This is a genomic window from Emcibacteraceae bacterium (assembly GCA_041396985.1).
Lineage (GTDB): Bacteria > Pseudomonadota > Alphaproteobacteria > Sphingomonadales > Emcibacteraceae > Pseudemcibacter.
In genome coordinates this window covers 304,852-317,935 of record JAWKXO010000003.1, presented here as the reverse complement: position 1 = coordinate 317,935, position 13,084 = coordinate 304,852, and the positions used below count along the sequence as shown (strand labels likewise).

The 13,084-nt window shown below is 44.2% G+C and carries 17 protein-coding genes and 1 other RNA gene; 10 read left to right on the top strand and 8 right to left on the bottom strand.

The window, feature by feature from the left end:
- Positions 1-10 precede the first annotated feature (10 nt).
- The 4 genes from R3D86_09665 to R3D86_09650 are packed head-to-tail and all read left to right on the top strand — an operon-like array spanning position 11 to position 1,437.
- Complete coding sequence (locus tag R3D86_09665) at positions 11-445, top strand: NUDIX hydrolase (protein MEZ5758473.1); 435 nt, start codon at positions 11-13, stop codon at positions 443-445.
- 3 nt (positions 446-448) lie between these two features.
- The gene (locus tag R3D86_09660; GenBank protein ID MEZ5758472.1) at positions 449-586 is read left to right on the top strand and encodes a hypothetical protein; all 138 of its coding nucleotides are present in this window, start codon (positions 449-451) and stop codon (positions 584-586) included.
- A 9-nt stretch (positions 587-595) separates the two neighbouring features.
- On the top strand, positions 596-823 hold the full coding sequence (locus R3D86_09655) for a DUF2842 domain-containing protein (GenBank protein MEZ5758471.1): 228 nt from the start codon (positions 596-598) through the stop codon (positions 821-823).
- Complete coding sequence (locus R3D86_09650; GenBank protein MEZ5758470.1) at positions 823-1,437, top strand: DUF1134 domain-containing protein; 615 nt, start codon at positions 823-825, stop codon at positions 1,435-1,437. The genes R3D86_09655 and R3D86_09650 overlap by 1 nt, the downstream gene beginning before the upstream one ends.
- On the opposite strand, the gene R3D86_09645 is transcribed toward R3D86_09650, so the two are convergent.
- Together R3D86_09645 and yaaA are read right to left on the bottom strand one after the other, a co-directional pair.
- A complete protein-coding gene (locus R3D86_09645; protein ID MEZ5758469.1) occupies positions 1,434-2,192 on the bottom strand; it encodes a sulfite exporter TauE/SafE family protein in 759 nt (252 codons plus the stop codon). The two genes, R3D86_09650 and R3D86_09645, sit on opposite strands and share 4 nt — an antisense overlap.
- 5 nt (positions 2,193-2,197) lie before the next feature.
- On the bottom strand, positions 2,198-2,971 hold the full coding sequence (yaaA, locus tag R3D86_09640) for a peroxide stress protein YaaA (protein MEZ5758468.1): 774 nt from the start codon (positions 2,969-2,971) through the stop codon (positions 2,198-2,200).
- Between the two features lie 177 nt (positions 2,972-3,148).
- Here yaaA and R3D86_09635 point away from each other — a divergent pair, with 177 nt between their 5' ends.
- Positions 3,149-4,507 carry an MATE family efflux transporter gene (locus R3D86_09635; GenBank protein ID MEZ5758467.1) on the top strand — a complete coding sequence of 453 codons (1,359 nt, stop codon included), beginning with the start codon at positions 3,149-3,151 and terminating at the stop codon, positions 4,505-4,507.
- A gap of 49 nt (positions 4,508-4,556) precedes the next feature.
- Here R3D86_09635 and R3D86_09630 read toward each other — a convergent pair whose 3' ends face one another.
- From R3D86_09630 to R3D86_09615, 4 genes are all read right to left on the bottom strand, one after another.
- The gene (locus tag R3D86_09630; protein ID MEZ5758466.1) at positions 4,557-5,093 is read right to left on the bottom strand and encodes a cytochrome b; all 537 of its coding nucleotides are present in this window, start codon (positions 5,091-5,093) and stop codon (positions 4,557-4,559) included.
- A gap of 62 nt (positions 5,094-5,155) precedes the next feature.
- On the bottom strand, positions 5,156-5,419 hold the full coding sequence (locus R3D86_09625) for a DUF6460 domain-containing protein (protein ID MEZ5758465.1): 264 nt from the start codon (positions 5,417-5,419) through the stop codon (positions 5,156-5,158).
- Between the two features lie 91 nt (positions 5,420-5,510).
- Positions 5,511-5,852, bottom strand: coding sequence for a hypothetical protein (locus tag R3D86_09620; protein MEZ5758464.1), 342 nt, complete (start codon positions 5,850-5,852; stop codon positions 5,511-5,513).
- 55 nt (positions 5,853-5,907) lie between these two features.
- On the bottom strand, positions 5,908-6,930 hold the full coding sequence (locus tag R3D86_09615; GenBank protein MEZ5758463.1) for a low specificity L-threonine aldolase: 1,023 nt from the start codon (positions 6,928-6,930) through the stop codon (positions 5,908-5,910).
- Positions 6,931-7,028: 98 nt separating this feature from the next.
- On the opposite strand from R3D86_09615, the gene ilvD reads away from it, so the two are divergent.
- From ilvD to R3D86_09595, 4 genes are read left to right on the top strand one after another with little or no spacing between them, the layout of a single operon-like run.
- The gene (gene ilvD, locus R3D86_09610; GenBank protein ID MEZ5758462.1) at positions 7,029-8,870 is read left to right on the top strand and encodes a dihydroxy-acid dehydratase; all 1,842 of its coding nucleotides are present in this window, start codon (positions 7,029-7,031) and stop codon (positions 8,868-8,870) included.
- 12 nt (positions 8,871-8,882) lie between these two features.
- Positions 8,883-9,260 carry a Rid family detoxifying hydrolase gene (locus R3D86_09605; GenBank protein ID MEZ5758461.1) on the top strand — a complete coding sequence of 126 codons (378 nt, stop codon included), beginning with the start codon at positions 8,883-8,885 and terminating at the stop codon, positions 9,258-9,260.
- 14 nt (positions 9,261-9,274) lie between these two features.
- On the top strand, positions 9,275-10,534 hold the full coding sequence (locus R3D86_09600) for a threonine synthase (protein MEZ5758460.1): 1,260 nt from the start codon (positions 9,275-9,277) through the stop codon (positions 10,532-10,534).
- Positions 10,535-10,593: 59 nt separating this feature from the next.
- A complete protein-coding gene (locus tag R3D86_09595) occupies positions 10,594-11,319 on the top strand; it encodes an SIMPL domain-containing protein (protein MEZ5758459.1) in 726 nt (241 codons plus the stop codon).
- On the opposite strand, the gene folA is transcribed toward R3D86_09595, so the two are convergent.
- Together folA and R3D86_09585 are read right to left on the bottom strand one after the other, a co-directional pair.
- On the bottom strand, positions 11,316-11,822 hold the full coding sequence (folA, locus tag R3D86_09590; GenBank protein MEZ5758458.1) for a type 3 dihydrofolate reductase: 507 nt from the start codon (positions 11,820-11,822) through the stop codon (positions 11,316-11,318). The genes R3D86_09595 and folA overlap by 4 nt on opposite strands.
- Positions 11,822-12,616, bottom strand: a complete 795-nt coding sequence (locus R3D86_09585) for a thymidylate synthase (protein MEZ5758457.1) — start codon at positions 12,614-12,616, stop codon at positions 11,822-11,824. Before R3D86_09585 ends, folA begins: the two co-directional genes overlap by 1 nt.
- Before the next feature lie 57 nt (positions 12,617-12,673).
- Here R3D86_09585 and ssrA point away from each other — a divergent pair.
- Positions 12,674-12,987, top strand: a transfer-messenger RNA (tmRNA) gene (gene ssrA / locus R3D86_09580).
- Positions 12,988-13,084: the final 97 nt, after the last annotated feature.

Genomic DNA, 13,084 nt, shown 5'->3' with positions numbered 1-13,084 from the left:
AAAGCCCCCAATGAAAAGAGAATATCCGACCCGTCCAATCACTGCCGTTGGTGTTGTTGTTTTTAAAGATGATAAAGTCCTGCTTATTAAGCGCAACAAGCCACCAAAATCATCCGAGTGGAGCATTCCTGGTGGCGCACAACAACTTGGCGAACGGTTAAAGGAAACGGCAATGCGGGAAGTTTTTGAGGAAACCTCAATTTCAATAAAAAATATTACACTCGTCGATGCTGTGGATTATATTAAAAGAGATCATGATAAAAATATTGAATATCATTATAGCCTGATTGACTATAAAGCCGATTATCAATCAGGCGATCTTAAGGCTGGCGATGATGCATTTGACGCAAAATGGGTTTCATTAAATCAGCTTACAGAGTATAACTTATGGTCGGAAACCATTAAGCTAATAAAAAAATCAGCCTTGATACAAAAAGCAGAATAAACTATGGAAATTGGCAATATTTTTAAACGAATTTTCTATAGTCTTGGACGCCATCTCAAAGTTCTGGCCATTGCAGCCGCCTTTTCCACAGTTGTCTATGGCACAATGTATCTGGTTTTATATTTTACAGGAAGGATTTAAGTGTAATCAATGTCTGAAAAGTCATCACCAAAATTTTCTAAGCTGCTTTGGCTCATGTTGATGATTGCTGCAATGGTTATTTATATCCTGATAATCAGTCGTCTTATTGATGCCTTTTTTTCGGGTCATATTATGCTCGAACTTATTGGTTATATGGTTGCAGGAATTATCTGGATATTTCCTGCAAAACCAATAATGTATAAAATTAATAGCACCAAAATACCGGGGAAAGAATAATGCGCCGCTTCTTTAAATTGATAATATTGTCATGTGTGCTGATCCTGACTGCCTGTGGTGGTAAAAATACTGAAACCACATCACCGCCACCACCTGCTACATCGCAAAATATGGATGGTACAAATGTGGATACGACTTATGATAAGGAAAGCATTATTAACGCGGCGTCAGGCTTTTTCGGCGAAGGATCGGAAGCAGTCGCCAGCGTTATTGAAAAGGCTTTTGCCGATCTGGGGCGTCCAAATGGTTATATCATAGGGACAGAGGCCAGTGCCGCACTTGTTGTCGGTGCACGCTATGGGGACGGAACATTGTCCCATAAAATTGAAGGTGACAGACGTGTTTACTGGAAAGGACCATCAATAGGTATTGATGTCGGCGCCAACGGGTCTCGTGTCTTTGCTCTTGTTTATAACCTGAATGACACTGAGGAACTATTCCAACGCTTCCCGGCCGTGGAAGGCAGCTTTTATTATGTTGCAGGGTTCGGCATGAATTACCAACAAGTCGATGAAATTATTATTGCCCCCATTCGCCTGGGTGTTGGCCTTCGGGCCGGAGTTAATCTGGGATACCTTCATTTTACCAAAGAAAGAGACTGGATACCGTTTTAAAGGCCACCTGACCCGTCATATATGAGCTTCAAGCCTGTAAAAAGCAGCGCAATATAACAGATTTTATAAAATAACTCTGTCGATACTTTATTATGCATCCAAACACCCAGTTTTATTCCGAGTGGTGCCAGCGGCAGCAGCACAAGTGATGTTAACAGATTATCCCCTGAAAGCTGCCCGAGCCATGCATAGGGAATAAGCTTTACAAAATTGACCGTAATGAAGAAAAATACCGATGTTGCCACCAGAATGGTTTTATCCAGCTTAAGGGGAAACAGATACATGGAAAGCGGTCCGCCACCGGCATGGGCGATAAAGCTGGTAAAACCGCTTAAAGCACCAAGAACCCCGCCCTTAATGGCGTTATAGCCCAGACCCGCAGTCATTTTTCTTCGCCGGTCTATCAGGTAATATTGCAGTACAAAGAGAATAGTAACAATGCCGACAATAATTCGGATCATATCGGCGTTGAGATATCTAAAAGTTATTGTGCCAATAACAATTCCCAACACCGCACCGGGCACCAGACTGATCAGCGCCTTACGGTCCCATTTTCCCCAAAATGCCTTAACGGCAAAAACATCCATAACACATAAAATTGGAAGCATTATCGCCGCGGCCTGTCTTGGGTCAATGATCATTGACATCATCGGCACAGCAAGCATACCGAAACCACCGACGAAGCCGCCCTTTGATATGCCGACAATCAGAACGGCAACCACCGCCACGGCATAAAATAAAGGGCTTTCAATCACGATGATTAGTCCACAATTTTATGAAATTCCATTGTTTCTTCATTCGAAAGACCCGGCATAAATTTATAGCCATCAGTTTTGAATTTTTTTAAATCCTTTGGATCTTCAATTTTTTTCTGAATGATAAATCTCGCCATTTGTCCCCGTGCCCGTTTGGCCATCATGCCCGGGCTTTTTGCCATTCCGTCCCTGACTATTTTAAAAACAGGTGTAATCACTCTGCCTTTTAATTTCTTTTTATTAATTGATTTAAAATATTCATTGGAAGCACAGTTGATGACCACATCTGTTTTCTGTTCATCCATCAATTTATTAAGCCCGTCGGTCAAAAGATCACCCCAGAAATCATATAAATTGCGCCGTCTGGGAATTTTAATTCCGCAGCCCATTTCAAGCCTGTATGCCTGCATCAGATCAAGCGGGCGAAGAATACCGTAAAGGCCGGACAATATTCTTAAATGATCCTGTGCATAGTTCATGTCATCTTCAGATAATGTCTCGGCATCAAGCCCGATATATGTGTCCCCTTTGAACGCCAGAATAGCCTGACGGGAATTGGTCAGGGTGAACGGCGTTGAAAAATCCCGGTATCTTTCATAATTGAGATCGGCAAGCGCATCACTTAAATTCATGATATCGGCAATTTTCTTCCGGCTCATCTTTCTGGCAGCATTGATAAGCGTTTCACTTTGGTCCAGATAATCGGGAACCGACCAGTTTGGTTTTACCTCATCACTTTCAAAATCCAATTTTTTTGCGGGCGATACAACAACAATCATCTTATTTTAATTTCCTGTTTATAACTCTTCTAAAAAATATCAATTCCACCCTACAAATAACATACTCACCGGATTTTTACAGTATATTTTATTTTATCACTGCCCTATTGACTTCGCTTAAATATAGCCCCATTTAGAATAACAATACTCACCAGTTTTTCAGGACTTTACAGATTAATGGCCGCCACAAAAAATTCGCCAAGAGTTGACCTTACAACCGGTCCTGTTCATAAACATCTTATCAGAATGGCTCTGCCAATGGTTATCGGGCTCATGGCGAACATGTCGTTTACGTTTGTTGATCTATTCTATATTGGCAAACTCGGCACGGATGAACTCGCTGCCATGGGATTTATTTCCCGTATGGCGATGATTGTCATTTCTGCTTCCATTGGCCTAAGTGCCGGTATATCCTCTGTCCTTGCCAGGGCTGCCGGCAACAAGGATGACCAAGAAATTAAATGCCTTGCGACAAACACTCTTCTTTTTACCGTCATTCTTTCACTGACTTTCACTGTTGTCGGATTGCTGACCATTGACCCGCTTTTCACAGCAATGGGTGCAGAGGAAAAAATATTACCGCTCATAAGAGAATATGTAACCATATGGTATTTATCACCAATATTCATTATGGTGCCGATGACTGGTGGCGCTGCCATGCGGGCACTGGGTGATACGGGGCTTCAGGGCAAATTAATGCTTTTTTCCGCATTGGCCAATGCTGTCCTTGATCCTATTCTTATATTTGGCCTAATTGGTTTTCCCGAATTGGGATTTCAGGGCGCTGCGATTGCATCCTTAATTACCAGGTTTATAAGTTTCTCAGCCATCCTTTATTTCCTGACATATCGTTTTCAGGTTTTATGCTTTAAAAAAACAACATTAAGCAGTTTTATACCCTCAATCAAACGGACTCTGCATGTAGGAATTCCGGCAACCGGCACCAATATGATTATCCCGATTGTCGCAGCAATTATCATTTCTATTATTGCCCGTTATGGAAGTGACGCTGTTGCCGCAACCAACGTTGCAACTACAATCGAAGCCCTGTCACTCGTCCTGTTTTTTGCATTATCATCCGTGGTCGGCCCGTTTCTGGGACAGAACATCGGTGCAGGAAATTATGACCGGATAGAGGAATGTATCAAAAAAGCCGCCATTTTCTGCATGATCTGGGGCGGTCTGATGGCCGTAATTTTAGGACTGCTTGCCAATTCACTGGCAGGATTATTTTCTGATGATCCTAAAATAACCTCTTTAACAGCTTCCTATTTATATGTGGTTCCTGCATCATACGGTTTATACGGTATTGTGATGAGTGCCAATGCCATGTTCAACAGTATAGGTAAACCCATGCCCGGTGTTGTCATATCGGCATTAAGGGTATTTTTCCTACAGCTTCCATTGGTTTACGCGGCGTCAAGATTTTATGATCTTGAAACAGCTTTCCTTGTTATCAGTGTTTCCAATATGATCGCCGGCATTGTCGGATTTCTCTGGATTTCCAGAACCATTCGAAAGCTAAAACCCCTATGAAAAAGGGACCCGGAGGTCCCTTGATTATCTTTACTATGCAAACCGAGTTTTACCAGGGCAGCATGCGGCGAAGCACATTATCCTTCTTCACATAATGATGGAAAAGCGCCATGCCTATATGCAGCAGCACTGAAAGAAAGGTAATTTTTGCAAAAACTTCATGCATCAATTCGGCCAGATCCGCTGATGATTCAGCTTTAGCAACAAATCTCGGCACATCAAACAATCCAAAAAATGAAACGGTACCGCCTTTTGCCTGCACAATACAAATGCCTGCAACCGGCAATCCGATGAGAAGCACGTAGAATAAAATATGGAGCCCGTGTGCGCCAAGAGCCTGCAGTTTACCGGTTCCTTCCGGCAATTCCGGAATAGGGTTTTTTGCGCGCCATGCAAACCGAATTAAAATTAAAAACAAAATGAGCAACCCAACAGAAAAATGTAATTTGCTTAAGCCCATACCTTCATAGGCATCTTTCTTGAAGTTGCCCCCTAGCCAGAACTGGCCAACAATTATGAAAAACATCCCCCAGTGAAATGTTTTTGAAACCCATCCATAGGAATTACTGGTATTATTAGCTGACATAGTATTATACCCTTCTATATCCATATTTTGATGTTTATATTGATAACCCCAGATGGGGTTTTTTACTTTTTACTGCCAAATAACTTTTGGAAAATTGTTTTGATATTGAACAATATCCAAATTGGAATAACAATAATTGCGCCAAGTATTATATATTTTCCAGCCCAGTTGATAATATCAAGCACGACTTCAAGTATTCGCCCGAGCGTATCCGGTACATTTTCAATAAGAGCGACGGGGTCAATTTCAAAAAAGCTAAGCAATAGCCCAACACAAAGCGAGGCAATTACAAGTTTCCAGATTAAACCGGATGTTGATTTATCCATTCATCAACCCATCTAAAACAACCTTTAATTTCAATATATTGGGTTATTTTGATGCAAGATGTCAATATCTTAGTGATGAATTTCGACAGAATTAACGCTCTGAACTTTTGGTTTTCGCTGCAATTTCTTCTTCTTCCATATTAAAGCGAAGCTGGGTCATAAGAAGCTTTATAGCCTGTTTTTGTTCGGGATTATTAATTTTTGAAGCAGATAATATGGCAAGCTCATTCATAGCCAGCATATAGTTTTTATCTTCGCTGGCCTTTACAATGACATTGACACGGTTTTTGACAATTTCTTCTGATTGGCTGAAACTGTCCGCCAGTTTTTCCTCAAGCGTTTTTTTATGTTTATCCTGATTACTGTCGCAGGCAAAAAGCGAAACATAAAGCAAAGATACAAGGACAAATGTAACAATTTTTCTAATCATCATGGATTAAAAATATCACGATATTTGTTAAAATAATCTTTATAGTTGAGGCTTAGATTTAATTTTTAACAAGCTCAATAAATCTATCAATATCGGCAGGATCCGTATTAAATGCCGTAACCAGACGGGACCGTTTTACCCCGGAAATATTGCTAGTATAAAACCGGAACCCTGCCTGCCAGAGCCGATCTCTTAATCCGTCTTCAATTTCAGCAAACATGACATTTGACTGAACGGGATAAGTAAATTTTATTCCGCTCGCATACTTAACCCCCTGAAAGAGTTTTTCTGCCATCGCATTGGCATGTTCAGCATTCTTAAGCCACAAATCATTTTCAGTATAAGCAATAATTTGTGCGGAAATAAACCGCATTTTGGAAACCAGATGCCCACTTCTCATGCGGCGGTAAATAAAGCTCCCGTCTTCACTATCATTGAAAAAAATTGCCGCTTCTGCACCAAGTGCGCCATTTTTCGTCGCGCCAAAGGATAGGGCATCCACGCCCGCTTTCCAGGTCATTTCCGCAGCACTGCAGCCAATTTTGGCGACCGCATTGGCAAATCTTGCCCCGTCCATATGCAGTTTTAAATTATGTTTTTTAAGCAAACACGAAAGTTCATAAACCTCATCCGGCGTATAAACGGTACCGGCTTCGGTTACGTTGGCAATACTGAGCATAGAAGGTTGACTGTGGTGAGCTTCCCCGACCGTAAAACGGCCAATGGCTTCCTCAAGTTCGCTAACCTTAATTTTACCGTCAGCGCCATTTATCGGGATCAGTTTTGCGCCACCGCTTTGAAATTCGATAGCACCACATTCATCACAATTGATATGACTGTCCTGATGACAAAAAACCGCCCCATACGTCGGTGACAATGTCGCGATTATGAGTGAATTGGCAGCAGTCCCGGAAATAAGATTAAAGGCCTTTAGCTTATCCGTTTCAAAAAGCTTTTTAAATGCTTCTTCTGAGCGCACCGTAACATCATCATGACCGTAAGCGATCGCGTCCCCCTCATTTTCATCCATAATAGCCTTTAAAATTTCAGGTGACACGCCCGAATTATTATCGCTTCGCATAAAATGCTCCCAATTTTCTTACTTAGTTATCGACAAATGACGTAATGTTGGTATTTATTACAGATAATTAATTAAAAGCCTATCAGAAAGAAAGTAAGATGCCTGAATATCGTTCCAAAACCTCAACCCATGGCCGTAATATGGCTGGTGCCCGTGCGCTGTGGCGCGCGACCGGTGTGACAGACAAGGATTTTGGAAAACCGATTATTGCGGTCGTAAACAGCTTCACCCAATTTGTGCCGGGACACGTTCACTTAAAAGATCTTGGCCAGATGGTTGCCCGTGAAATTGAAAGCCATGGTGGCATTGCAAAAGAATTTAACACTATCGCTGTCGATGATGGCATTGCCATGGGTCATGATGGGATGCTTTACAGCCTGCCTAGCCGCGAAATTATCGCCGACAGTGTTGAATATATGGTCAATGCCCACTGTGCAGATGCCATGGTCTGTATATCCAATTGCGATAAAATCACCCCGGGTATGCTGATGGCCTCGCTTCGGCTTAATATACCGACCGTGTTTGTTTCCGGCGGTCCGATGGAAGCCGGAAAGACAGAAGGCATTAATCACGGACTTGATCTTGTCGACGCCATTATCATGGGTGTTGATCCTAATGTTGATGATGAAACTGTGGCAAAAGTTGAACAGTCCGCCTGCCCGACCTGCGGTTCCTGCTCCGGCATGTTCACGGCTAACAGCATGAACTGCCTGACCGAAGCTCTGGGGCTTTCCCTGCCTGGTAACGGCTCCGCCCTAGCCACCCATAGTGACCGCAGGCAGCTTTTCCTGGGCGCGGCAAAAACCATCATGAATATCACAAAGCAATATTACCACCATGATGATAAAAGCGTGCTTCCCCGCTCAATCGCGTCATTCAATGCTTTTGAAAATGCCATGGCCCTTGATATTGCCATGGGAGGATCAACCAACACGGTTCTGCACCTGCTTGCCGCCGCAAGTGAGGCAGAATGCGATTTCACCATGAAGGATATTGACCGGCTTTCAAAAAAAATTCCCAATATCTGTAAAGTGGCACCGGCCACACAAAATTATCATATGGAAGACGTCCACCGTGCCGGTGGTGTCATCGCCATTCTGGGTGAGCTGGAAAAAGCCGGCCTTATCCACCGGGATTGCTCGACCATTCAGGGGCGCAGTATCGGTGAAGTGATTGATTATTTTGATGTTAACCGTAGTCCCGCCGATGATGTTGCCGAATTTTATAAGGCGGCACCGGGCGGCGTGCGAACAACAGAAGCCTTTTCACAGTCCGAGCGCTTCAATACTTTGGACCTTGACCGCGCAGAAGGTTGCATCCGGTCAGTGGAAAATGCCTATTCAAAAGATGGCGGTCTTGCCGTGCTGCAGGGCAATATCGCCCTTGACGGCTGTATCGTTAAATCCGCCGGTGTTGCTGAAGAAAACTTTACGTTCCGCGGGCCTGCCCATGTATTTGAAAGCCAGGACAGTGCCGTAGAGGGCATCATTTCAGGTAAGGTAAAAGCGGGTGAAGCCGTTGTTATCCGTTATGAAGGTCCCCGTGGGGGCCCGGGAATGCAGGAAATGCTTTATCCCACATCCTATCTAAAATCTATGGGACTTGGCACCAAATGTGCACTGATCACAGATGGTCGTTTTTCCGGCGGAACATCGGGTCTTTCCATCGGTCATGTCTCTCCCGAGGCGGCATCGGGTGGTGCCATCGGCCTAATTGAAAATGGCGATATGATAGATATAGATATCCCGAACCGCATTATCCGTGTCGATATCAGTGACGCTGACCTTGAAAAAAGGCGTGAAGCGATGGATGCCAAAGGCGACGACGCCTGGAAGCCAACAGAAAAAAGAGCGCGCGTTGTTTCAAAAGCGCTTAAAGCATATGGTTTAATGGCCACTTCAGCCGATAAGGGGGCAGTACGCCGAATTGATCATCTGTAACAGGGGATATTGATGGAAATAAAATTTATTGATGGTGCACCTGATGCCATTGGCCCATACTGCCATGCGGTTCGGACAGGTAATCTGGTTTATTGTTCCGGGCAGACCCCACTTGATCCCGAAACGATGACGCTAACAGGCGACACCATCGAAGAACAAACCGCGCGTGTCTTTGAAAATCTGAAAATCGTCCTGGCGGGTTGCGGCCTGACACTTGAAAATATCGTAAAAACGAATGTATATCTCCGTGATATGGATGATTTCGGCGGAATGAATAAAGTTTATGCTGAAAAAATGGGCGATCATCGCCCCGCCCGAACCACCATTGCGGTCAAGAAAAACCCATTGGATGCGATGGTGGAAATTGAGTGTATTGCTGAAGCAAAATAGAAAAGAAATGATCAATGATGAACAAGACAGAATTTGAATTTACCAAAGCTCTCTATGACAAAAAACCATCATTTGTGACCAACCTTGAATGCTCAATAACAGGCAGGGCCGATTACAAGGCTGGCGAAATTCACGGCCTGTCCGAAGCCGGTCGGCCGCTCCTTGTCAGATATGATCTGGACGCCATAAAAAAAAGCGTCACTAAAGAAGTGATCGAAGCACGCCCAGGCGGGTTCTGGAAATATCGCGAATTTCTTCCAGTCAATAGCGGGGATGCCATGACAAGCCTAGGCGAAGTGATGACACCGCTTATTCCGCTTAAAGCGTCCGTGCCACAAGGATGCGACGTCATTGTTAAGGATGAAGGACGCCTTCCCACCGGATCGTTCAAAGCGCGCGGCCTTGCCCTTGCCGTGGCGATGGCCAAGGAACTGGGACAGAATCATCTGGCAATGCCAACCAACGGTAATGCCGGGGCCGCCCTTGCAGCCTATGCCAGCTATGCCGGACTTAAGACAACAGTGTTTTGCCCTGATGATACACCAATCGTCAATATCCGTGAAATCGCACTACAGGGGGCAGACACTTATACCGTCAACGGACTTATTAATGACTGCGGAAAAATCGTTCTGGAGGGTAAGGGAAAAATGGGCTGGGCCGATATTTCGACCTTAAAGGAACCCTACAGGATTGAGGGCAAAAAAACCATGGGCCTTGAACTGGCGGAACAGTTTGGCTGGCAAATGCCCGATGTTATTTTTTATCCAACCGGCGGCGGAACCGGCCTGATCGGTATGTGGAAAGCTTTTGATGAGCTGGAAAAAATTGGCTGGATCGGAAGCAAACGCCCGAAAATGGTTGCTGTTCAGGCAGAAGGATGTGCCCCCATTGTCAAAGCCTTCGATGATGGCGAAGAACATGCTCCGCTCTGGCAAAATGCCTATACCCATGCATGGGGCATTCGGGTGCCGATCGCTGTTGGTGATTTTCTTATCCTTAGAGCGGTCCGCGAAAGCGGCGGGTTTGCCATTGCCGTAAAAGAAGATCATATTTTTGAGTGCCGTGACCGTGTTGCTCAAAAAGACGGCCTTCTGCTCTGTCCGGAAGGGGCGGCAACATTCGCGGCATGGGAAATGGCCCTTAAAAACGGGCAGATAAAAAAGAATGATAAAGTCGTTCTCTTTAACTGCGCCACCGGCCTTAAATACCCGATGCCGGAAACGGACCAGTTTCTTGATAAAAACAAGCCAATTGATTATTCAAAGTTTAAATAGCCCCGATTTTGACATGATTGGGCATTACCACTGTTAAAAATGTAATTGGGAGATTAACAATGAAAAATATCAGATTTCTTACCCTGTTTTTAACCAGTGTTTTTGCCGTATCGGCCTGTCAGGCTCAGGAAATCAAAGCCTGTCAGGGCTCCGTCATTACCATGAGCGCAACCGGTGAAATTGAAAGCCTGCCGGATGTTGCGGAGGTCGCGCTTAATGTCAAAAGTCGCGCAAATGATGAAATGGCAGCGCTTCAGGGGTTATCTGATAATATTCAGAAAATAATCAATGTCCTTGATAGTCTGAAAATAAAAGACGAGGACATCCGAACAGATTCCATTAACATTTTCCCAGTCTATGACCAACGCGATCGTCAGGAAGTCGTAGCCTATGAAGGAACATCAAGGGTTTATTTTAAAACCTATGACCTTAGCAAGATTACGGAACTTATGTCCGGTGTGATTGCAGGAAGCAGTAATCTATTTTCTAACATCACCTACTCGTCAACAGATGTTGAAAGTTTGGAAGATCAGGCAAGGGAAGCCGCCTTTAATAAAGCGCATCATAAAGCCGAACTTTATGCAAAACTTTCCGGCAATAAACTTGGCACAGTTTGCACAATAACCGAGGGCAATGTGCAGGTAATGCCCCGTACCTTTGACATGATGCGACAGGAAAGCATGGCTATGGCCGCGCCGATGCCTAAAAATATGTCCATTCCCATCAGACCGGGAAAAATTACAACAACGGCCTATGTGACACTGGTCTATCAGCTCGAAAATTAAATACGGTCGAGTACTATGAAGCTGAAATCATGGCTGTCTTTTTCGCCAGCTTTGTGCTGTTCGCGTGAATATTCAAGCCAGTCATTCGGGTTAAGGTCAGGAAAGCTTGTATCGCCCTCAATTTCCGCATGAATCCGGGTAAGATAAAGTCTGTCCGCCAATGGCAAGCAAAGCTCATAAATCTGAGCCCCACCAATAACCATAATCTCTTTCAAACCCTTGACCTCCGCCATGCTTTTGGCCACGTCAAGGGCCATTTCAGCACTATGGGCCGTGATGACCCCTTCAGGTACGAAGCCGGTGTCCCGGGTAATGACAATATTCAGGCGGCCCGGTAAGGGTTTCCCAATACTTTCAAATGTTTTACGCCCCATGATTACGGGTTTATTCATCGTGACCTTTTTAAAATACTGAAGATCAGATGATATTTTCCAGGGCATATCATTATCTTTGCCGATAATGCCATTTTCTGCCACCGCAACGATAAGGGACGTTTTAATCATTAGACTGCAACCACCCCTTTGATATGGGGATGAGCCTGATAATTCTGCAGCTCGAAATCATCAAATTTAAAATCAAAAATGCTTTTGACGTCAGGGTTTATCGCCATGGTCGGAAGCGGAAGCGGATCTCGGCCAAGCTGCAGATCAATTTGCTCCATATGATTTAAATAAAGATGGGCATCACCGAATGTATGGACAAAATCACCAACACCCAGATCGCACACTTGCGCAATCATCATCGTCAGAAGAGCATATGATGCAATGTTAAAGGGGACCCCAAGAAACACATCGGCACTTCTTTGATAAAGCTGACAGCTCAGTTTCCCGCCCGCCACATAAAACTGGAACAGACAGTGGCATGGCGGCAACGCCATATGGTCAACATCGGCCACGTTCCACGCGCTGACAATCAGACGACGACTGTCAGGATTATTTTTTATCATATGGATAAGATTGGAAATCTGATCAATTGTCTCGCCAGTCGGGGTTGGCCAAGACCGCCACTGATGCCCGTAAACAGGACCCAGATTACCATTTTCATCAGCCCACTCATCCCAGATCCGCACGCCGTTTTCTTTTAAATATTTAATATTGGTGTCCCCGGCCAAAAACCACAACAGTTCATGAATTATCGATTTAAGATGGAGCTTTTTGGTTGTCACCATCGGGAAACCATCCGCCAGATTAAAGCGCATCTGATGACCAAACACACTTTTTGTTCCCGTTCCTGTTCTGTCTTCTTTTTTGATGCCTTCATCGCGAATGCGCCGCGCGAGATCAAGATATTGTTTCATTTAATTCCAACGTTACTTTTAAATTTTATACATAAATTGCACATTATTTTGTGCAAATCTATTTAAATCTTAATCATTAGCCCTTATATATAGGATGTCGGGCAACCGACTATGGTAATAAACTGGTATATGGAATAAACGTTACGGACCCGGGGGCGGTACCCGGCGCCTCCACCATTAAAACGACAGAAAGTTTATGGGGGCGAAACAGGATCGACGTGCGCAATAAAGATATAACTTTTGCCCAGCATGATTCCGCTGTGACGGGTCAATTCTTGTAAATGCAAACGATAACGAAGCATTTGCTGTAGCAGCTTAATAGTCTAGCTACGCGGGGTTCGGCAGGCACCTAGCAACAGAAGCCTGCCACTTTTATATAAAGCCTTACTCTATAAGTTTGTAAAATTACTAGCCCCTGATTTAAGATAAGGCTATAATTTATTACGTTCAGAGTCGTATGGGAAATTG